This window comes from Facklamia sp. 7083-14-GEN3 (genome assembly GCF_024742075.1).
GTDB lineage: Bacteria > Bacillota > Bacilli > Lactobacillales > Aerococcaceae > Facklamia.
In genome coordinates this window covers 75,267-96,794 of sequence record NZ_JANSGD010000004.1, presented here as the reverse complement: position 1 = coordinate 96,794, position 21,528 = coordinate 75,267, and the positions used below count along the sequence as shown (strand labels likewise).

Sequence of the window (21,528 nt, the reverse complement as noted above, 5' to 3'; positions counted from 1 at the left end):
TTTCACCTCTTTTTAATAATCCTCAACTGAGGTTTGACTAGTTAATTCATAACGTAACTGATGGAGAAAGGTCTTTAACAACATGGCTCGAGCCACTTGATCTTGATTGGAAATCGCATGAAGGACCGATTTTTCAATCACTGATAAAATAAGTCTGCCCTCTCTTTGTGTGATTATTTCTCTTTCAATTAAAGTTTCAATAATATTCACACCATTACGATATGAAATTTGATTGCCAATTAATTCTAACATTGAAGCAACTTCATCTGCATCCGAGGTTAATTGAATTTTTAAAATACGAATATAACCGCCGCCCCCTCGTTTACTCTCTACAAGATAACCATGCTCTTGAGTAAAACGTGTATTAATAACATAGTTAATCTGCGAAGGGACACAATCAAATTGATCAGCTATATCGCTACGCTTTATCTCCACATGTTCCGCATTTTGTAAGAACGATTTAAGATAAGCTTCAATTATGTCGGACATATTTCTTCTGGACAAATTCACCCCTCCTTCAAGTCACATTTGTCTAACATTGACTTTCTTTGACCATTATACACAATCTTTTTCCTTTTGAAAAGTTATTTGTTTGAAGTTGTCTCTTTATCAAGATTAAGTAGAAATGGAATAAATTCATTTAATGTTTGTGTTTTTACGATTGAAATTTTGTTTTTTAGCAAGTATACTAAACTACAGTACTTTATAAACACAATATATTGGGTTTTTCTTTTTCATAACATCCTATATATTGTGTTTCTTACTATGTTTGATAAAATATTCAAAATGTATCGAAGATCTTAATAGAGAGGCTGAACTGAACATGGAAACTACTACTTTAACTCCAAAGACTGTTGAATGGAACCGTCAAGGACTCAATGAGGCTATCAAAGAATTCCCTCAAGTAACTCCTGTGACAGCAGATATGAAAATCACTCACTCTGGTGTTTCTAGAATGGTTATGTTAGACCGATATTCTTTTAAAGATACCGCTAAAAAAACCCTAAAAGCTGGAGATTTAGTAGTCTTAACTGTCAAGCCAGACCCTTCCTATCCTGCAAGAGGAATTGGTATTGTGCAAAAACTTGATTGGGAAAAAAATCAAGCCGCTGTTTTATTAGAAGAAGAATACCGCGGAAATCTTGACACCGAAGCGGAGCGTCTTAGCGGCATAATAACGCGAAGCATTGACAGTTTAGATAAGCCTTTAGAAATATATTATGAACAAATCGCTCATCGTAATGCAGTTGGTCTAGCTGAAATCGAAAGTACTAAAGAAAAACAAGAAAGCTCTTTTAAAGCTTTTTATAATCAGCTTTCTAATCTAAACTTTGTTCCGGCAGGTCGTGTCCTATATGGAGCGGGCTCACAAACAGATGTTACTTATTTTAATTGTTACGTTATGCCATTTGTTCCTGATTCTCGCGAGGGAATCGCCGATCATCGTAAAGAAGTAATGGAAATCATGTCACGTGGAGGTGGTGTAGGAACTAACGGCTCCACCCTAAGACCTCGAAATACTTTAGCAAGGGGTGTAAACGGTAAATCTTCAGGTTCTGTTTCTTGGCTAAATGATATTGCTCAGCTAACTCATCTTGTTGAACAAGGTGGCTCTCGTCGCGGAGCACAAATGATCATGTTAGCGGATTGGCATCCAGATATTATTGAGTTTATCATTTCTAAAATGCAAAATCCTCGTATCTTACGTTATTTAATTGAACAAACAGAAGATGAATTAATTCAAAAGCTAGCACAAGAAAAACTTAAATTTGTACCACTTACTCCTAATGACCAAATAATGCATGAAACAATTGCTGCCTATGGAAATAAAGAAGGTTTTGGCGGCTTTAATTCAGATATCATCGAGCATTCTAAAGCAATCTTACGTGATAAGGGTACATATGAAGTTCATAATGAAAACTTTTTAACAGGAGCCAATATTTCTGTGACTATAACTTCTGAATTTATGGAAGCTGTAGAGAATAATTTAGACTGGGACTTACGTTTCCCTGATGTCGAACATTATACTAAGAAAGAAATGCATGCTTATAATACTCAATGGCATCAAGTAGGAGATGTACGTGACTGGGAAGAGATGGGCTATGCAGTCAGAACCTATCGAAGCATTCCCGCACGTGAACTATGGAAATTAATTAATATCTGTGCAACATATTCAGCGGAGCCTGGTATTTTCTTTATCGATAATGCTAATAAGGACACAAATGCTAAGGCCTATGGTCAAAAAGTCGTAGCTACCAATCCTTGTGGAGAACAACCTTTAGCTCCTTATTCTGTATGCAATTTGGCAGCTATAAACTTAGCAAATATGGCTAATAAAGATGATCAATCGGTTAACTTTGAAAAATTAAAAGAAACGGTCCGTGTTGGTGTGCGAATGCAAGATAATGTGATCGATGCTACTCCTTATTTCTTAGCATCTAACCGCCAACAAGCCTTAGGAGAACGACGAATCGGTCTAGGTGTAATGGGACTAGCTGACTTATTAATTTATACCAATCAGCGTTACGGTTCTGCTTCAGGAAATAAATTGATTGATAAAGTATTCCAAACAATTGCGGTTACTGCTTATGAAACTTCCATTGATTTAGCTAAAGAAAAAGGAAGTTTTCCTTTCCTAATTGGTTCAACTGATGAAGAAACTAAAAAACTGCGTCAAAACTTTATTTCAACGGGCTATATGCAAAAATTACCTAAGCACATTCATCAAGGTATATTAGAACATGGCATTAGAAACTCTCACTTACTGACTGTCGCCCCGACTGGATCAACTGGCACTATGGTTGGAGTAGCAACTGGTCTTGAGCCTTATTTTGCGTTTAAATACTATCGCTCTGGACGTTTAGGTAAGTTCATTGAAGTAAATGCTGGAATTGTTCAAGAATATCTAGAGCGTCATCCAGAAGCAGATGCTGACCACTTACCAGAAATTTTTGTTTCAGCAATGGAATTAAAACCTGAAGAGCACGTCGACGTTCAAACAACCATCCAACGTTGGGTCGATTCTTCCATTTCTAAAACAGTCAATGCACCTAAGGGTTATACTGTTCAACAAGTCGAAGAGATATATGAACGTCTATACAGTGGTGGGGCTAAAGGCGGAACTGTCTATGTAGATGGCTCAAGAGATTCTCAGGTTTTAACCCTTAAAGCAGAAGAAAATGAGAAAGATCAAAATATTGCTCTTTTTGAAGTTGAGGATCAAGAAATACGCGTTGTCGATGAAGTCGAAGAACTTCGTCAATTAGTTGATTTAGCTGAAAAAGATCATTATACACAAAGTGGTCATACTGATGATGTGGTTTATGGTTCAGAGGTAGGAGATACCTGTCCAATTTGCCGTAAAGGAATTGTCGAAGATATTGGTGGATGCAACACCTGTACAAATTGTAATGCTCAGTTGCGTTGCGGTCTCTAAATCTTTAAAGTTTGATTGCAAAAACAGAATTTCTAACTGATAAACCTTATCTTGTTAACAAGATAAGGTTTATCAGTTGCTCTTTTAAAACAGTTTCGCAATCTTATTTTGTGTGTTTTTATCTTATCTATGATATATTAAAGAAAAATTAAAAAGGAGCGCCTTATGAAAAACAAACTATTTAAATTTATAACAATTTCTCTCGCAGTCACTGGTCTTCTCATTGGAAATCTTGCGCCGATATCTGCTCAAGAAATTGATCCCAATGTCGAACAAAAATTATCTATTATGTCGATTGGAGAACTAGCAACCCTAGACTCTATGCTTTATAACGATACCCCTTCTTCAGATATGATTGGACAAATTTTTGAAGGTCTTTACCGTGTTTCAACTGGTAGCGAAGTCGAATTGGGTCAAGCTGAAAATGTCAATATTTCTGAAGACGGTTTAACTTATACTTTCACCCTAAGAGATGGATTAACTTGGTCTAATGGTGATCCTGTCACAGCTAACGATTATGTCTTTACTTATCAAAGATTAGTTGATCCAAACAATTCGAACACCTCTTCGTCAGTTGAAGTATTTAAAAATGCCAGCAAAGTTCGTAATGGTGAAGCTGAACTTACAGATTTAGGCGTTACTGCACCTAATGAAAAAACTTTAGTTATTGAATTAGAATATCCAGCGCCATACTTACCGAAATTACTCACAGGTTCTCGCTTTATGCCAGTTAACCAAAAAGTAGTTGAAGAGAAAGGTCAATCCTATGGAACAAGCACAGACAGTATTGCTATGAACGGTCCTTTCCTCATTGAAGGATGGGAAGGAACAAGTTTAGAGTGGAAACTGATTAAGAATCCAAATTATTGGGATGCTGAAAATGTCTTTTTAGAAGAAGTACAAGTTTCTGTCGTGAAAGAAACAGGTACAGGGGCTGACTTATTTGATGCAGGCGAACTAGATTACACTATTTTGAATGATCAGTTTGTTGGTCAATATAATGGGGCTGATTTCTTCAATCAAATTCCTAAAGCAACTGTCGGACACTTACAATTCAATGCTACGAAAGAACCAACCAACAACATTGCTTTACGTAGAGCCATTATTCAGGCTATTGATAAAGATACCTATACTCAATCAGTCATCCAAGACGGATCAACTTCTTTAAATGGTTTTGTTCCTTCAGGTTTTGATGTGAATGATGAAGGTGTAGATTACCGTGAAGAAGCGGGCGAAATGCTTACATATAATGTCGAAGCCGCTCAAAAAGATTGGGAAACAGCTAAAGAAGAATTAGGACAGGATAATATTGAGTTACAATTATTAATTTCAGACTCAGATTTAGCGAGTCGTACAGCAGAATATATTCAAGCTCAGTTAATGCAAAACCTTCCAGGATTAACGATTACAATTCGTTCTGTCCCACTACAAAACCGTTTAGAATTACAACGATCACTTGATTTCGATATCTTCTATGGAACTTGGGCTCCAGACTATCAAGATGCTATCAACTTTGTAGAACAAATGGAATCAGACGGAGGCATTAACTTTGGTCAATATTCAAATGAAAAAGTGGACCAATTAATTGATCAAGCAAGAAACGAGTTTGCTAATGACCCAGAAAAACGTCGTCAAGCTCTTATCGAAGCTGAAAAGATTGCAGTCGCTGAAGAAGCTTCTCAATCTTCGTTCTATCAAGCATCCACTACCTACTTATTGGACACCAACGTAGAAGGCTTCGAAGTTTTACCATTTGGTCGAACAATCAATTTAAGAACCGCATATCGAACTGCAGAATAAGACTTTAATAAATTAAATAAATACCTTACTTAGCAAATAAATAGGCTACTTAGTAGTGGGTTTCCTACTACTAAGTAGCCTATTTTTCGGTATTTATTATTTGTTTAATGAATGTTAACCTGCTCGACTTCCGTCAGGAATTTCTTTTTCTGGGACAGCTAAAACTGGTATAATACCATCTTCATAGCCAATATCAAATAACATACCATGCGATTGAATCCCAAACATCTCTCTTGGCTCAAGATTCACTACAAATAGTGCCTGTTTTCCCTCTATTTCAGCTTTAGGATTTTCGCGTTCTTGCTTCATTCCTACTAAAATAACACGTTCAAAGTCGCCAAAATTCACTGTCAATTTCACCAACTTATTCGATTGTTCAATATCTTCGACTAAACGAATTCTACCCACTCGAATATCAATTTTATCTAAATCTTTAAGACTAATAGCTTTCTTAATATCAACCATTTTACTACCTCCTCAAAAGTAATCGTTTCTATAGTTATTTATAGTTATTATAACAGACTCAATTGTTTAACTTAAAATGCTTCATTATTATTGAACTTTATCTATTAATTAAGCAATATACTTGCTATCTCATTAAATAGCCATGTACTATTAATAGTTAGGGCCATAATAGTATGACGACATTCCAAGAAATCTTAAAAGTTTGATACTTAACCATAATGAACTTTTTTTGACATTATCTGCTAATGAAGTAGATAATTCTTACTTAATTGTATTAAAATAAAAGACAATATAAGTAATAATAGTATTATTAATACAAAAGGGACTAAACAGTTTATATTTAAATTACGAAAGGTGGATAAACATGAATTCTTACACAAAATTTGTAATCCGACGTGTTTTTTATATGTTAATTACACTTTGGATTATTATTTCCGTTACCTTTTTCCTCTTACAGTTCTTACCTGGTTCACCCTTTGCCAATCAAGACCTTTTGACAGATACCCAACTTCAACTTTTAAATGAAAAATACGGTCTAAATCAACCTATACATATTCGCTATTTTTCCTACTTAGCCAATATATTAAAAGGAGATTTAGGTGTATCCTTTCAATATAACAACTTACCTGTTACTAAAATTATTTTAGATCGAGCCGGCCCTTCTATGATTTTAGGAGCACAAGCAATGGGATTTGGTGTTGTAATTGGAACTATCTTAGGAATGATTGCTGCTGTTAAACAAAATACTTGGATCGATACCTTTACTTCTGTTTTTGCTATTGGTGGAAGATCTGTCCCCAACTTTGTTTACGCAGTGGTTCTTCAGTTTCTGTTCGCTGTTTGGCTAGACTGGCTTCCAATTGCTTTCTGGCGTGATGGCTATGCCTCTACTATTTTGCCAAGCCTTGCTTTGGCCATTTCACCTATGGCAGAGTCTGCGCGTTTTGTTCGAACTGAGATGATTGAAGTACTCCATTCCGATTACATTGAACTAGCAACTGCTAAAGGCTTTTCGAAATTTTATGTAGTCACTAAGCATGCACTTCGTAATGCAATCATTCCTCTATTAACAATAGTTGGACCCATGACAGCAGCTGCCATGACCGGTTCACTGGTGATTGAACAAATTTATTCAATCCCTGGAATTGGTGAGCAATTTACCAAGTCAATCTTAGTGAATGACTATCCAACCATTATGGGAATTACAATTATGTATTCTGTCTTACTGGTTGTTATTATTTTAATCGTAGATATTCTTTACGGTTTTATTGACCCTAGAATGCGACAAGTTGAAGGAGGTAGCTAGATGACAATCAAAAATTCTATGAATACAATAAATAGTGTTTCATCAAATCATATACCTGATATAGATGCAAAGCTCTTTCAACCAAAAATTTCTATTCAAAGTAAGGACAACGAAAAGATTGAAGCCCCTTCATTGAACTTTCTGCAAGATTCATGGCGAAGATTAAAAAAGAATAAAGGCGCCATGATTTCACTCTTTTTCGTTATTTTAATTCTACTACTTGCTGTTTTAGCTCCATGGATTGCACCGGCTTCACCTTTTCAACAAAATCCAGCCCAAGCAAACCTACCGCCTAAAATACCAGGATTAGAAGAATTCTCATGGTTTAGTGGTAAAAGTATGAATCGAGGTGGTGCTTTGTTTGATGCCTATGAAAAGGCCAATGTTGCTGAGGGAACCTACTATTATCTTGGAACAGATGGTTTAGGTCGTGACCTTCTCTCACGTATATTGTATGGAACACGAATCTCACTTTTAGTTGCTTTTATTGCTGTTCTAATTAACGTAATTATTGGTGTGACATATGGCATGATATCCGGTTGGTTAGGTGGTAAAGTGGATACGCTGATGCAAAGAATGCTAGAAATTATTTCAGGTGTTCCAAATCTTGTAATCGTTGTTCTCATGCTTTTAGTATTACAGCCCGGTTTATTATCCATTATTATTACAATTGCCCTCACCTCTTGGATTTCTATGTCTCGAGTGGTTAGAGCGCAAACACTTCGTTTAAAACAGCAAGAATATGTCTTGGCTGCTAGAGTCTTGGGGCAATCTACTAGCAAAATTCTATTAAAACATATCCTACCCAATATGTTAGGAATTATTATTGTACAAATGATGTTTGCTATTCCATCTGCTATCTTTTTTGAAGCTTTCTTAAGCTTCATTGGTATTGGAATTCCTGCACCCAACGCTTCCTTAGGAACTTTATTGAGTGAAGGTTACAAGACCTTCCGCTTTTTGCCCCACTTAATGTGGTATCCAGCAGCTGTTATCTCACTAATCATGTTGTCCTTTAACTTATTAGCAGACGGACTGCGTGATGCTTTTGATCCCAAAATGAAAGAGTAGGTGATTTCATGAATAAGGCTATCATTCAAATAAAAGACTTAAATATTTCTTTCAAAACCTTTGCTGGCCAATTAAAAGCTATTCGTGGAATCAACTTATCCTTGTATGCTGGTGAAACATTAGCGATAGTTGGCGAATCAGGTTCAGGCAAATCAGTAACCACACGTGCATTGATGGGTCTACTGGCTAAAAATGCAACCATAGAAGCGGGTGAAGTTATATTTGAAAATCGTGACCTTTTAAAATTATCTAAAAAAGAAATGGAAGCTATCCGTGGTAGTAAAATTGCGATGATTTTCCAAGATCCAATGACCGCCCTCAATCCTACCCTGTCCATCGGAAGACAAATTACTGAAATTTTAATTCGTAAACGCGATTTTAACCACTCAGAAGCGCGCAAAGAAGCTATTAACCTTTTGGATTTATGTGGAATTGTTCAAGCAGAAAAAAGAATTGATCAGTATCCGCATCAATTTTCAGGTGGTCAAAGACAGAGGATTGTTATTGCGATTGCTCTAGCGGGAAATCCTGAAGTTCTTATAGCCGATGAGCCTACAACCGCTTTAGATGTAACCATTCAAGCACAAATCATTGAATTACTTAAAAAAATTCAAAAAGAAAAGAATATGACCATTATTTTTATTACTCATGATTTAGGTGTAGTTGCCAATGTAGCGGACCGAATTGCAGTCATGTATGCGGGTAAAATTGTTGAAATGGGGTCCGTCGATGATATTTACTACCATCCTCAGCATCCCTATACTTGGGGATTATTGACAGCTATGCCGACCATCTCCAAGCAAGACCAATTATATGCTATCCCCGGTAGCCCTCCAGACCTTTTAAATCCTCCTGAAGGAGATGCTTTTGCTTACCGATCAGAATATGCTTTAGCCATTGATTATGAAAAAGAGCCACCTATGTTTGAGGTCAGCCCTGGTCATTATGCCGCCACTTGGTTGCTCCATCCAATGGCTCCAAAAATGACACCTCCGCCTACTATTTTAGAAAGATATCAGCATTATCAAGAAAAACAGTCACATGCCGAAAAGGTTAGAAAGGAGGAGCATCATGAATAAGCAAACACCTATTCTACAAGTAAATCACTTGAAACAATATTACCACCAAGGAACGGATAAAGAAGTCAAAGCAGTAGATGATGTCTCCTTTGAAATCTTTCTTGGAGAAACATTTGGACTAGTAGGAGAATCAGGCTCTGGGAAATCAACCATTGGCAGAGCAATAGTTAATCTCTATCAACCAACCAGTGGTGAAATTATCTTTCAAGGCAAAGCTTTATCGAGTAATTATAACCAAAAAGAACGTTTAAAATTTCATAAAGAAATTCAAATGATATTTCAAGACCCTTATGCCTCTTTGAACCCTCGTATGAAGGTTCGTGACATTATTGCAGAGGGCATTGATATTCATGGACTCGCACAATCACGAGAGGAAAGAGATGAAAAGGTTAATCAACTTTTAGAAGATGTAGGGCTCAATATCGATCATGCTAGTCGCTATCCTCACGAGTTTTCTGGCGGTCAACGCCAACGTATTGGGATCGCGCGAGCTTTGGCAGTAGAACCGAAATTCATTGTGGCGGATGAACCGATTTCTGCTTTAGATGTTTCAATTCAAGCTCAAGTAGTTAATTTATTACAAGAATTAAAAGAATCAAGAGGACTAACCTATCTCTTTATTGCCCATGATTTATCCATGGTTAAATATGTCAGTGATCGCATTGCTATTATGAATCGTGGACGTATTTTAGAGCTAGCTGAAGCTGAAGAATTGTATGCAAACCCTTTGCATGCATATACCCAATCCCTACTCTCAGCGATTCCCTTACCAGATCCTGATTACGAACGTCAACGTCAACGTATTCATTATCAAGCTGACCCAGAAAAATTGGCTCAAGAAGTTCTTAAAGAAGTCAAACCCAACCATTGGCTTGCTCAATAAGCTGAAACATAAACCACCATTGAATAAGTATTCAATAAGTATTCAATGGTGGTTTACTTTTATTTCTTTAATAATTGACAAACTGCTCGACTACTAGCTGTTAAATTTTCTTCTGTGTTATATAGTAAGTCTTCCAAGGAGCTGGGACCAGGCGTAATACTCAAAATCGCATCAAAGCCTAACTGATAGAGGATTTCAATACCTTCCCCCATAGACCCACATAATGCGATCACTTTAGACTGAGGGGCCACTTGTTTGGCTAATTGCATAACTCCAAAAGGTGTTTTACCATATTGTGTTTGAAAGTCAATCTGACCCTCTCCTGTAAAACAAATATCGACATCTTGTAAAGCTGTTTTTAATTCGACTGTTTCAATAACAATATCGATACCTCTTTTAAGTTCTGCAGAAGTAAAAGCTAATAATCCTGCCCCTAACCCTCCTGCAGCCCCAGAACCAGCAATATGAGCCACTTGACGATTCAAGTCACGATAAATAAGACGTGAAAAATGTTCAAGATTGGCATCCAATTTTCCAATCATTTCTGCAGACGCTCCTTTTTGTGGACCGAATACAGCCGAAGCTCCTTGCGGACCACAGAGCGAATTATTGACATCACAAGCTACTTTAAAACTAGAATTTGCTAGAGCTGGGTGAATATTCTGGCAATCAATTCTATCTAAAAGAGATAATCCTTGATTGCCGAAAGGAATGTTTCGGCCTTCTTTATCTAACAAACTATAGCCTAAAGCTTGAGCCATACCCGCTCCCCCGTCATTGGTAGCAGACCCTCCAATCCCTAAAATAAATGAGCGAATGCCTTGATCTAGGCATGTCTTAATAACTTGGCCTGTTCCATATGTTGATGTCACTAAAGGATTGCGGTCTTCTTTTTTGACTAGATGTATGCCTGATGCACTGGCCATTTCAATCACAGCTGTTTTACCATCTCCTAAAATACCATACTGTGCTACAACTTTATCTCCTAATGGACCTTGCACTTCAACTGTATAATAAGTTCCCTGACTGGCATCAATTAAAGCTTCAGTCGTCCCTTCTCCTCCATCTGCCATGGGAAGCTGTAGAATTTCAGCTTGAGGAAAGACTTGTTGCACACCCTTTTTTATGGCTTGGCAAGCCTGTTTTGCCGAAATCGCTTCTTTAAAAGAATCACTGGCAATGACAACTTTCATTAATTATTCTAACCTCCCAAAACGCCATAGATAATAGTTGAAACAATCGTTAAAACGAACCCTACTAGGGATTCATAAGGAATAAGCTTTAAGCATTCTTTAAAGTCTGCCGAAACGGATCCTCCTGTCGCGTGGAAGAATGAACCATGAGGTAAATGGTCTAACACTGTAGCTCCCGCATGTAACATAGCAGCTCCACCGATTGGAGAAACACCTGAAGATAGGATGGTTGGTGAAAAGACTGCTGAACCTACTGCCGAGCCCGAAGTAGTTGAAGCAGTAGCCGCACTCATAAAAATTCCCGCTAAAGGTGCTAAAAGATAGGCAGGTAAACCTAATGAATCTAGGCTGTTAGTTAAGACATCTCCTAAGGTAGAATTGATAATCACTCCTGCGATTAAACCGGTTCCTAAAAGGATAATAGCTACATTAATCATCTTACTTAATCCATATTGCGTATATTCTTGTAAGTGCTTAACTTGTCCCACCATTATCAAGCCGAAAAGACCTCCGATAGGAAGAGCTAACATCGGATCAATCATTATATTAAACAGGGGACGTAAAGATAGTAAAACAATCGCTAAAAAGGGACCTGATAAGGCTTTCCATAAATCAGGCAGCTTCTCTGCTACCTGCTCTTCACTTGGAGTTCCTGTTTGTTCAATTTGGCTACCTTTATTAATTAATCGTTTAGCCAGCCAAGCCGTAAATAAGACACCGATCAGCGCTGGAATAAGACCAGCCAGCATAACTTGGGTTAAGGAAACACCAAAACCATCCGATACAGCAATTGAGTTAGGATTTGGCGAAATAATATTTCCAGACTTACCGCCACCAATCATAGCCATCAGTAGTGCAGTCCGTGAATATCTCAATTCTTTACCAATTTCCAAGGCGATAGGTGCAACGGTAATAACTGAGATATCAATGAAAACACCTACAAAAGTTAAAATCATCGTCGCCAGCGCAATCGCTAATAGGGCTCTTTCACGCCCCAAGCTTTTAATAATAGCCTGGGCAATCGCAGCTGCCGAACCAGTCTTAATTAAAACACCCGCTAAGACACCAGCTGCTAGTATTCTTAAAATAGAAGTAATCATTCCTTGCGCACCATTTGTCATGAGACCAATGGTTTCACTTAGATTGGCTCCTCCTAATAAACCTCCGAATAAAGCACCGATAAATAAAGAATAAAAAGCTGGTAGCTTCTTAAAGATTAATAAGATAGCCAATAGTAGACCCAATAAAGCGCCGATAGCCGTTACCGTTACTACTTCCATTTCTCCACCCCTAATTGATTATTGAATGGCTTCATTATATTATTTCTTAATGTCTTTGCCAATCTCATCAATCAATACGTGGTCATAAAAAAGACAGCTTCAAAAGAGAAGCTGGCTTTTCCAATGATTTAATAGATTGATTTAAAAAGTTGATAAAGTTCGACATTAGCTGTGTCTTTAAAATGGTGAACCGCTGAATTATCAGGTCCTTCCATGGTAATCAAAACTCTTGGAACACCTTGATCTTCAACAAATAAATAAAAATGTCGTTCCGCTCTCGGATTATCTTGATCACGAATATCAGTCATTGCCATTAAGACATCGATTTCATCATTATTAAGCTTTTCAGCTTGATAATAAGCCTTTCGTTCCTGACCATCTAAGTGAATCACCATTGACTGTAAAGGAAGGTCCCCACCCAAGAAATTTAAAGGTGTCTCTGGAGTGACAAACTCATATTTTTGACCCATTTTTGCTTGCCAGTCTTTGACTGCTGTCATCAATGCTTGTTTTTGCTTTGATGACCAACTTAATGATTGCTCTTTTGGTTCCGTCGATAATGACTGGGCTTGATAATTGGGATAATAATTATTAATCACTCGACCATATACTTCTGACCAATCGAAATCTATTAAAGGATGTAATTCAAGACTAGCCAAGTGACCCTCTGTGATTTTACCAGAAGGAATATGGAAATAATATGGAGTCGTTCCCCCAATATCTTGTACAAATACTCCATTGGTGATGGTATAGATTTCATATTGTTCACTCGGATACTCTAACGCTTCAGGAATAGTAAACATATCTTCACCAAAACCAAAACGATAGACTTCTGGTGCATAGCTAGAAGCTAGACTAATGCGAATTAATTGATCGAGATGTTGATCATCAAGTGCTAAATATTTCTCAATATTCTTTGCAAAATCAGTCCCCTCTAATAGAAAATAGCCCGGTAAGTTCTGATTGATACCGGCTTGATAGGATTCCATAATCGCACTGACTATGAAAAGACGTAATTGATTCAAAGCCTCTTGATCCCCTTGACTTAATTCTGCTAATAACATTTTTTCTAAACCAAAAGAGTGTGATAATATTTCTCTTAAATTGCCAATATGGTCCGCGTCTTCTTCAACACTATGATACTCAATAAGATTCTCATAATAATCATTGTAAAGCTTTGGAACGATCCAATGATAGGAAGCATCAAAATTAGCCGGTCCCATTTGCTGTAAACTAGCAATAGTATACTGGGGATTATCTAATGAATAGGATTGTACCGTTTCTTGCCACAACTCCATCGCTTGTCGAACTTTTTGAATACTCACTGCTTCTTCAGCAAAGACCAAGTTCTCATCTTGAGCAAAATAATTTTCTTGAGAAGAATGAATCATCCCCATCCCACTGAAGCTAGTCACAAACATAAGGCCAAATAGAATCAATTTTTTCATAACTAACACCCTTTCCCTTCATTTTTATTCATAGCTATTAAATACCTTTAATTGATAATTACCTTGTAAGTAGCATTGGCTTTCATTAACTTATGCATGGGACAGCGTTCAAGAGCAACCTTAACGATAGACTCCTTTAATTCAGTTGAAACATGGGGGATTGAGATTTGAACGGACACGATAAATTGATAGCCTATATTATCTTCTTGTAGATCAACCCAAACAGATACTTGTGCTTGGTGATCCAAGCCTCTTCGGAGTTCTTCAGCCTCAATAGTTGCATTTAAGCAGGTGGCTATAGCCATGCCTAACAATTGCTCAGGATTTGTTCCTTCTTCTTGCACTAAAGGACTAGCAACCTTAAATTCATAAGCTTCAGGTTCCTCAACAAAGGTTTTACCTTGAATTCCATCGCGATTGACTACCTTGGTTTGATAAAGGGTTTTTCGTTCCATCATTTGCAAAAACCTCCTGTAGACTTCCTAATACTATTGTATAACCTTTTTTTAGAATATGCTATCCATGGCTCAATAAACCTAAATATTTGTCTTTCACTAATCGACAGCCCAGAATCTATTTTTTTATAATCATCGAAACGGCTTGCTCTAGTCGTTGATTCTGAATTTCTGAATCTCCATTATTAGAAGTTAAACATTCTTTTAAATTTTCAACCATGACTATCCCCATAATACGATCTACACTCGAACGAATAGCGGTTAATTGAGTGACTATATCCATACAGTCTCTGTCCTCTTCTAACATCTTTTGAACCCCTCTTAATTGGCCTTCTGCTCGTTTTAAACGATTAAGTAAATTTTTCTTATCTTTATCTTTATGCATGATAAACTCCTCTAATATATTTGTTTGTAAATTTTAAAAACTTGACAAGTCTTTTTATTTGTTGTTTAATATACCCCACTGGGTATTCTAAGTATATAATTTATCGGCTTAAAATACCACTTATTTATAAAACCATTCTCATAAGACAATCAGAAAGGAAGATACCATGTTCCCAACTATTTCAATTCAAGAACTTTATCAAAAATCTCAGGAAAAACCTCTTAACATTATTGATGTTCGAGGAGAAGATGAATTCCAAGAAGGACATATCCCTGGATCTAAAAACATCCCCTTGAATCAACTCCCAAATGAATATTCATCCTTAAATCAAAATGAAGAGTATTATTTGGTTTGCCACTCTGGTGGACGTTCTAAAAAAGCGAGCCAATTTTTAACTAAAATGAATTATTCTGTCACCAATGTCACTCCAGGAGCTCCATCCTGGCCAGGTGAACTTACCACCGATTAATAACAATCTATTAAAATTATTAAAGCCATCAGATCTAATAAACGATCATGATGGCTTTTAAACTCGTTATTTAACTTAAGATTGCTCTTTTTCTAACCAGCGTGGCGCAAAATAATCAATAAAGATAGCACCTAATGGAGCCGTTATTAAAATAGCTACCGTAGCGGCTATTAAAATCAAAGAACCACTAGCGATACCAGCCATTAAGGGTAATCCACCTAGAGAAGCTTGTACAGTCGCTTTTGGTAGATACGCTCCCATAATGAAATAACGTTCTTTCTTTGTAAATGGTGTCTTTAAAATGGATAAAGCAACACCCAACATGCGGAAAATAAGGCCAATTGCAATAATGATTACTATCGGCCATCCCGCTTCTAAGGCTAAACTCGGATTGACTACCACTCCTAAGAAGACAAAGAGGAAGATTTCAGCCATTTGCCAAATTTTTTGATAAGAGGCTGTTAAATCAACAGCTTTTTGCGGCGCTTTCTTTTGAACAATTAGGAAGATCACTAAAACAGCAAGCACGCCTGAATAAGGAAGGGTATCTGCTATTAAGCTTTCTAATCCAAGAGTTAAAAAAGAAATAGCTAATGAGACAATTAAAGCTTGTTGACCATCCCATTTATATCGGTTTAATAGATAACTTAAAGCTTGTCCCACTACTAACCCCAAAAATATTCCAGTTCCTACTGAAATAGGTGCAGATAATACTGTTGATGCTGAAACACCTTGACCTTGAGCTAATTGCATAAAGGCAGCAAATAAAACAAAAATTAAAATATCATCTGCTGTCCCTCCAGCTAAAATCATTTGAGGAATAGCCTGTTTTGTTCCTAGTCCACGATCAATCAGAGCGACCATCCGCGGTACTAAAACAGCAGGTGAAACAGCAGCTAAAACACTAGCTAGTAGGAAAGAATCAACATAGGAGATATTAAATAAGTAAGGTCCAATCATACCAATGGCAAGTATTTCCAAAATAGCCGGTAAAAAACACATTAAAATAGCAGGCCTACCTACTTTAATTAAATCCGAAACTTTTAAAGTTAGTCCAGCTCTAATCAAAATAATCATCAAAGCAATTTGACGAATTTCTCCCGCTAAATGTGTTAATTCACTAGATAATAGATTGAAAACATTGGGGCCTAAACAAATACCTAATACCAAATAAGCCAACAGTTTTGGTAAGTTAATTTTTTCAAATAGTTTTCCAAACAACCACCCTAATATCAAGACAAGCCCTAAACTCCACAACATTGCTTTTCCTCCTTTAAAATACAAAAACTTCTGTATGCCAAAAAAGCATACAGAAGTCATCAGCTACTAAGCGGTTTATCTACTTTATCAATAAAGTAAATGGGAAGCACTTCATTTCCCTTATTATCAATAGTTTATCTTATTTTATTTTAAAAGACAACAACCACATTGCATATATTTAACTGAAGGAAATCGTTTACTAGTTGCCTATTTCTCAGTTCGTGCTATAATTTTTGTAGTATCGTTTTTCGATGGATACTGATTAGTTCTTTTTGATCAGTAGGGTTTATCTGATGCCTATATAGTCGATAAAGAGCCTAGTTGAAACCTGATGTGGGGTCTACAAAGGCTAAAAAGATTACTAGAAGCTCAGAGTTTTGCCAAAAGAAAAAATAGCAAACAAAAAAAGCATCAATACCATCTTAAGATTGCCGTACGAGGTTAGCCTACGACACAAGCAGTCTTTTTTTGTGTCCTAATGGAGACTTCGTGTAATAATAAATTAGGAGTGTAAATATGCTTAAGCGCTTGCTGAGTCGCTTTTTATTAAGTAAAAAAGAAATACTGGTTATTGCATTAGGAGCCTTTATCATGGCTTTTGGATTGGTAAATATTCATATACCCGCTAAAATTACAGAAGGGGGTGTTATTGGTTTAGTTCTCTTCTGCTATCGTTTCTTTGGTTGGGAGCCTTCTAAATTAAGCTTTTTTGCAGATATTAGCTGTTATCTTATTGGCTTATCCTTATTGGGTAAAGATTTTATTCGTCGTGCTATTCACGCATCCTTTCTATTTGCTATTTTCTATCGTCTTTGTCTTTGGATTGGACCCGTTGTTCCCAGCCTATATGAAAGACCTTTATTAGCAGCTATCTTAGGAGGTATTGCGATTGGCGTAGGATGCGGCCTATGTATCAGTCAACGTTGTGCCGCAGGGGGCGATGATGCTCTAGCAATGGTTATTTCTGAGAGAGCCCACGTATCAATTACTAAAGCCTATCTGTTAACTGATGGAGTAGTATTATTACTTTCATTATTATATATTGCACCACAACATCTGATCTTTTCTTTTATTACTACTTTAGTTTCGTCGACGATAATTGGCCAATTCGAACTACATTTTCCTAGCTTTGAATTACCAAAAGCATCATCCGTTGCTAAGGCGCAATAAACCATGGCCCCTCTATGATAGGGGTTTTTCTTATCTAATAAAATAAAGGAGTATGCTTATGACTTTAATTATTTTCTCCCCTAGTAAAGAGATGGATACGGTAGCTGGTAATGATTTAATTCCTCAATCAGGTCCCGTCCAATCAATTATTAAAGAACTTTCCTTAAAAGATACTACAGAGTTAGAAAAACTCTTTAAATGCTCAGCTGAACTTGCCCAAGATATCTATCATCGCTATCAAGCCATTAATGAAAAAACAGCTCGTCAAGCTTATCAAGTCTATCAAGGTCTATCCTTTCGTCAAATCGAGTGGGAGAAAATCGACTTGAACTATGCTAGAGACCATCTTAAAATTCTGTCTGCCTTATATGGGCCAATCTCTCCCCTTCAACCGATCAACCCTTACCGTTTAGACTTTAATACGTCGCTTAAAGTAAAAAATCAAAGCTTGAAAAGCTTGTGGAAAACTCATTATAATAAGGTCTTCGAAGAACAAACAGTCATTAATCTAGCATCTAATGAGTTTGCTTCTTTATTAGACCCTAAAAAAATGAAACTCATCCAAATTAACTTCTATAAAGATATAGAATTAAGTAAAAAAGCACCTTCAGCCACCAGTAAAAAATTGAGAGGGGCTCTACTCAACTATTTACTACAAACAAAATCTTTGGACATTAAAACATTTAAAGCTTTTAAGGCTTTTGAATATAGCTATGCCAATGGTGATTTCAAAAATAAAGAAATTAATTACTGTCTCAATCAGTAAAATATCCAAAATGTAAAACCCTCATAAACACTTGATAAGATGTTTTATGAGGGTTCTTGTCTTAAATCAACTTCATATTTTCTTTTGGAAACTCTTCTGATTTTACCTACCTTTTTAAGCAGTAATATATATATCCTTTCTCAGACCACTTTTTAATTAAAATATCGTATAAATTATAAAAGCTGACATAGTATATAAATAATAAGCGTGACCAATAATAAATTAATTATCTCGAGTAGATAGATAAAAAATTTCTTCAAATTTCTTATCTAGTGCTAAACATAGTAAATATGCTAATTTAGCAGTTGGGTTATACTGACCTGTTTCTATTGAGGAAATAGTATTTCGAGATACTCCAACCATTTTTGCCAATTCTTCTTGAGTTAATTTTAGTTCTTTTCGTAAACCTTTTAGATTATTCTTTAGTTTTAACTTTTCATCCATAATAAAGATCCTTTAAAAAAAACACTATTGCAACTACTCCACTTGTAAACAATAGGATAAACAAAAATAAATGTTTTATTTCTCTCTTTGCAAAATATTTATATAATTCTCCTACGCCAATTGAAAGACACAGCATTGCAAGAATATCCAAAAAAGGTAGATTATGCGATTCTTTAATAGCGGAAATAAATGCAGCAATTCCAATTAATGCCCGCGAAATCCAAACGCTCGATTTATCATTAACAAAAATTTCTCTCTCATCATTTCTTTCCTTTTGAGCTATCTTTAAAAAGTCATCTTTTTCCAATTTTATCTCCCCTTTGCCAAGTTTACTTTTCATAAAGTATATATTTGCAAAGTAAACTTGTCAATAATAAAAAATTAATATCTTCAACAACTGCAAAAACTTAGAGGAGCTTTGCTCAATCATCTCTTATAATTAAATTCCTTTGAATTAGAAAGTTTTATAAAATTTACATCTTCCAACTATACCTATTTAAATGGTGATCTTCAAAGCAAACAAATTAATTATAGCTTAAACAAATAAATGAATTTAAATACATAAAAACCCTTCTAAAAACCTAATCCTTAGGTAGTTAGAAGGGGTTTTTTTAAATTAGTTTCATTTGTTCTTCAGGAAACTCTACCGATTGTGCAAATTTAATATCATTGTACAAATGACATGCTACAAAGTGGCCCGGTTCAACTTCTCTGAGTTCAACTGGAGTTGTCTTACAAATCTCCATACAATGCTTACATCTACCAGCAAAGCGGCAACCCTCAGGAGGATTCACTGGACTTGGTACATCTCCTTCTAAGAAAATACGTTCACGTTTCACACCAACTTTTGGAATCGGAATAGCAGAAAGTAAAGCTCTCGTATAAGGATGCAATGGATTTTCAAAAATCCGATCATAAGTACCTAATTCAACAATCTGACCAAGGTACATAACAGCAATCCGGTCAGAAATATGACGAACAACTGACAAATCATGCGAGATGAAAAGATAAGTCAGACCAAATTCTTCTTGCAATTGATCCATCAAGTTTAAGATTTGGGCTTGAATAGAAACATCAAGCGCTGAAACAGGCTCATCTAAAACAAGGAACTTCGGTTGGACAATTAAAGCCCTAGCTATACCTATTCTTTGACGACGTCCACCATCTAATTCGTGCGGGAATGATCCTGCTAAACGGCGAGCCAAGCCTACGGTTTCCATCATTTTGTACACTTTTTGTTCTAATTCAGCCTGGCTTTTCGTCAATTTATTGACACGTAAAGGTTCAGCTATTAAGTCAAAAGTAGTCATTCGTGGATTCAGTGAAGAATAAGGATCTTGGAATACAATTTGCATTTCCTGTCGCATCAAGCGCATCTCTTTCAAGCCTTTGTATTCCATAATATTCTTTCCTTCAAGATAAATCTCTCCGGAAGTTGGTTCATGTAACCGAATAATGGCACGTCCAGCCGTAGACTTTCCGCAGCCGGACTCACCGACTAGACCCAAAGTCTCACCTTTTTTAATGTCAAAGCTAATATTATCAACCGCTTTTAAATCACCGGCTTTAGTGGGGAAATATTTTTTAAGATTACGCACACTAATAAGTGCTTCTTGATTATTGTTGGTCAAGGTTTTCTCCCCCTTCCTGGTTGTATAAATGACAAGCTACATAGTGACCAGGTTTTACTTCACGATATTCTGGGAACTTATACTTACAAATTTCCATACAATGTTTACATCTTGGGTGGAAGCGACAACCTGTAGGTAGATCCGAAGGGTCCGGTGTTGACCCAGAAATTACCTTTAATTTATCAACATCTTCATCGGCGCTTGGAATAGAGTCAAACAAGCCTCTCGTATAAGGATGTAGTGGTTCTTCATATAAACTTTCAACAGAAGCATGTTCCACAATCGTACCAGCATAAATAACCGAAACATAATCACAAATTTCAGCGACTACACCCAAGTCGTGAGTAATTAAAATCATTGATGTATCGTATTTATCTTTTAAATCTTTCATTAATTCTAGCACTTGTGCTTGAATGGTTACATCGAGAGCCGTTGTCGGTTCATCAGCAATAATTAACTCTGGATTACAAGCAAGAGCCATCGCGATAACCACCCGCTGCTTCATTCCACCAGAGAATTGATGTGGGTAATCATTCAATCTTTCTTTGCGGATTCCAACTAACTCTAACATTTCTTCTGCTTTAGCAATCGTTTCCTCTTTAGAAAGATTCTGGTGAAGTTCGATAACCTCTTTGATTTGATCGCCAACAGTCATGATCGGGTTTAAAGAAGTCATTGGGTCTTGGAAAATCATCGAAATTTTATTTCCACGAATATTAAACATATCTTTTTCTTTAACATTCATTAAGTCTTGATCTTCAAGCAATATCTCACCTGAAGTGATTTTACCGGGAGGATCTTAAATTAACTGCATAATTGCTAAAGCCGTTGTTGTTTTTCCTGCACCGGTTTCTCCAACTAACCCCAAGGTTTCTTTCTTACCAATCGATAGATTCAAGTTATTAACTGCGTATACAGTTCCTGAATCCGTCTCATATTGTACACTAACATTTCGTAAATCTAATAATTCAACCATAATCTTTCCCC

General features: G+C 36.4%; 21 protein-coding genes, 1 pseudogene and 1 riboswitch. Of the genes and pseudogenes, 9 read left to right on the top strand and 13 right to left on the bottom strand.

The window, feature by feature from the left end; genetic code table 11:
* Nucleotides 1-12 precede the first annotated feature (12 nt).
* Nucleotides 13-504, bottom strand: coding sequence for a CtsR family transcriptional regulator (locus tag NW240_RS07945; RefSeq protein WP_309302420.1), 492 nt, complete (start codon nucleotides 502-504; stop codon nucleotides 13-15).
* 319 nt (nucleotides 505-823) lie between these two features.
* On the opposite strand from NW240_RS07945, the gene NW240_RS07940 reads away from it, so the two are divergent.
* Together NW240_RS07940 and NW240_RS07935 are read left to right on the top strand one after the other, a co-directional pair.
* Entirely contained in the window at nucleotides 824-3,436 is a 2,613-nt protein-coding gene (locus NW240_RS07940) for a vitamin B12-dependent ribonucleotide reductase (RefSeq protein ID WP_258437017.1), read from the top strand.
* 165 nt (nucleotides 3,437-3,601) lie between these two features.
* Nucleotides 3,602-5,236, top strand: coding sequence for a peptide ABC transporter substrate-binding protein (locus NW240_RS07935; protein ID WP_258437015.1), 1,635 nt, complete (start codon nucleotides 3,602-3,604; stop codon nucleotides 5,234-5,236).
* Between the two features lie 114 nt (nucleotides 5,237-5,350).
* Here the strand turns inward: NW240_RS07935 and NW240_RS07930 are convergent, their stop codons facing one another.
* Nucleotides 5,351-5,701 (bottom strand): tRNA-binding protein, encoded by a 351-nt coding sequence (locus tag NW240_RS07930; protein WP_258437013.1) that lies wholly within the window; start codon nucleotides 5,699-5,701, stop codon nucleotides 5,351-5,353.
* 364 nt (nucleotides 5,702-6,065) lie between these two features.
* Between NW240_RS07930 and NW240_RS07925 the strand changes: the two genes are divergently transcribed.
* Genes NW240_RS07925 through NW240_RS07910 form a run of 4 tightly spaced genes read left to right on the top strand, consistent with a single transcriptional unit; the run spans nucleotide 6,066 to nucleotide 10,040 of the window.
* Nucleotides 6,066-7,007, top strand: a complete 942-nt coding sequence (locus NW240_RS07925; protein WP_258437011.1) for an ABC transporter permease — start codon at nucleotides 6,066-6,068, stop codon at nucleotides 7,005-7,007.
* On the top strand, nucleotides 7,008-8,078 hold the full coding sequence (gene opp3C, locus NW240_RS07920) for an oligopeptide ABC transporter permease (protein WP_309302419.1): 1,071 nt from the start codon (nucleotides 7,008-7,010) through the stop codon (nucleotides 8,076-8,078).
* Nucleotides 8,079-8,086: 8 nt separating this feature from the next.
* Complete coding sequence (locus NW240_RS07915; RefSeq protein WP_258437010.1) at nucleotides 8,087-9,157, top strand: ABC transporter ATP-binding protein; 1,071 nt, start codon at nucleotides 8,087-8,089, stop codon at nucleotides 9,155-9,157.
* A complete protein-coding gene (locus NW240_RS07910; protein ID WP_258437008.1) occupies nucleotides 9,150-10,040 on the top strand; it encodes an ABC transporter ATP-binding protein in 891 nt (296 codons plus the stop codon). Before NW240_RS07915 ends, NW240_RS07910 begins: the two co-directional genes overlap by 8 nt.
* A 59-nt stretch (nucleotides 10,041-10,099) precedes the next feature.
* On the opposite strand, the gene NW240_RS07905 is transcribed toward NW240_RS07910, so the two are convergent.
* The 5 genes from NW240_RS07905 to NW240_RS07885 all read right to left on the bottom strand — a co-directional run bounded on the left by NW240_RS07905 (nucleotide 10,100) and on the right by NW240_RS07885 (nucleotide 14,801).
* On the bottom strand, nucleotides 10,100-11,233 hold the full coding sequence (locus NW240_RS07905) for a glycerate kinase (RefSeq protein WP_258437007.1): 1,134 nt from the start codon (nucleotides 11,231-11,233) through the stop codon (nucleotides 10,100-10,102).
* An 8-nt stretch (nucleotides 11,234-11,241) separates the two neighbouring features.
* Complete coding sequence (locus tag NW240_RS07900; protein WP_258437006.1) at nucleotides 11,242-12,513, bottom strand: GntP family permease; 1,272 nt, start codon at nucleotides 12,511-12,513, stop codon at nucleotides 11,242-11,244.
* Nucleotides 12,514-12,641: 128 nt separating this feature from the next.
* Nucleotides 12,642-13,961 carry a DUF4767 domain-containing protein gene (locus NW240_RS07895; RefSeq protein WP_258437005.1) on the bottom strand — a complete coding sequence of 440 codons (1,320 nt, stop codon included), beginning with the start codon at nucleotides 13,959-13,961 and terminating at the stop codon, nucleotides 12,642-12,644.
* Between the two features lie 47 nt (nucleotides 13,962-14,008).
* Entirely contained in the window at nucleotides 14,009-14,419 is a 411-nt protein-coding gene (locus NW240_RS07890; RefSeq protein WP_258437003.1) for an OsmC family protein, read from the bottom strand.
* 115 nt (nucleotides 14,420-14,534) lie between these two features.
* The gene (locus NW240_RS07885) at nucleotides 14,535-14,801 is read right to left on the bottom strand and encodes a metal-sensitive transcriptional regulator (RefSeq protein ID WP_258437002.1); all 267 of its coding nucleotides are present in this window, start codon (nucleotides 14,799-14,801) and stop codon (nucleotides 14,535-14,537) included.
* Nucleotides 14,802-14,967: 166 nt separating this feature from the next.
* Here NW240_RS07885 and NW240_RS07880 point away from each other — a divergent pair, with 166 nt between their 5' ends.
* The gene (locus tag NW240_RS07880) at nucleotides 14,968-15,270 is read left to right on the top strand and encodes a rhodanese-like domain-containing protein (RefSeq protein WP_258437001.1); all 303 of its coding nucleotides are present in this window, start codon (nucleotides 14,968-14,970) and stop codon (nucleotides 15,268-15,270) included.
* 75 nt (nucleotides 15,271-15,345) lie between these two features.
* On the opposite strand, the gene NW240_RS07875 is transcribed toward NW240_RS07880, so the two are convergent.
* Nucleotides 15,346-16,530 (bottom strand): sodium:proton antiporter, encoded by a 1,185-nt coding sequence (locus tag NW240_RS07875; RefSeq protein WP_258437000.1) that lies wholly within the window; start codon nucleotides 16,528-16,530, stop codon nucleotides 15,346-15,348.
* Nucleotides 16,531-16,573: 43 nt separating this feature from the next.
* Nucleotides 16,574-16,658: riboswitch (Fluoride riboswitch) on the bottom strand.
* Between the two features lie 388 nt (nucleotides 16,659-17,046).
* On the opposite strand from NW240_RS07875, the gene NW240_RS07870 reads away from it, so the two are divergent.
* Together NW240_RS07870 and NW240_RS07865 are read left to right on the top strand one after the other, a co-directional pair.
* A complete protein-coding gene (locus NW240_RS07870; RefSeq protein ID WP_258436999.1) occupies nucleotides 17,047-17,700 on the top strand; it encodes a YitT family protein in 654 nt (217 codons plus the stop codon).
* Between the two features lie 58 nt (nucleotides 17,701-17,758).
* The gene (locus NW240_RS07865; RefSeq protein ID WP_258436998.1) at nucleotides 17,759-18,466 is read left to right on the top strand and encodes a YaaA family protein; all 708 of its coding nucleotides are present in this window, start codon (nucleotides 17,759-17,761) and stop codon (nucleotides 18,464-18,466) included.
* Between the two features lie 222 nt (nucleotides 18,467-18,688).
* On the opposite strand, the gene NW240_RS07860 is transcribed toward NW240_RS07865, so the two are convergent.
* From NW240_RS07860 to NW240_RS07840, 5 genes and pseudogenes are all read right to left on the bottom strand, one after another.
* Nucleotides 18,689-18,910 (bottom strand): helix-turn-helix transcriptional regulator, encoded by a 222-nt coding sequence (locus NW240_RS07860; protein WP_258436997.1) that lies wholly within the window; start codon nucleotides 18,908-18,910, stop codon nucleotides 18,689-18,691.
* Nucleotides 18,903-19,217, bottom strand: coding sequence for a DUF6442 family protein (locus NW240_RS07855; protein WP_258436996.1), 315 nt, complete (start codon nucleotides 19,215-19,217; stop codon nucleotides 18,903-18,905). The genes NW240_RS07860 and NW240_RS07855 overlap by 8 nt, the downstream gene beginning before the upstream one ends.
* A 304-nt stretch (nucleotides 19,218-19,521) precedes the next feature.
* Nucleotides 19,522-20,541, bottom strand: a complete 1,020-nt coding sequence (locus NW240_RS07850; RefSeq protein ID WP_258436995.1) for an ABC transporter ATP-binding protein — start codon at nucleotides 20,539-20,541, stop codon at nucleotides 19,522-19,524.
* Nucleotides 20,528-20,899 (bottom strand): oligopeptide/dipeptide ABC transporter ATP-binding protein, encoded by a 372-nt coding sequence (locus NW240_RS07845; RefSeq protein ID WP_258437151.1) that lies wholly within the window; start codon nucleotides 20,897-20,899, stop codon nucleotides 20,528-20,530. Before NW240_RS07845 ends, NW240_RS07850 begins: the two co-directional genes overlap by 14 nt.
* An 84-nt stretch (nucleotides 20,900-20,983) precedes the next feature.
* A pseudogene (locus NW240_RS07840) lies at nucleotides 20,984-21,517 on the bottom strand (ABC transporter ATP-binding protein); the annotation flags it as partial.
* Between the last annotated feature and the right edge of the window lie 11 nt (nucleotides 21,518-21,528).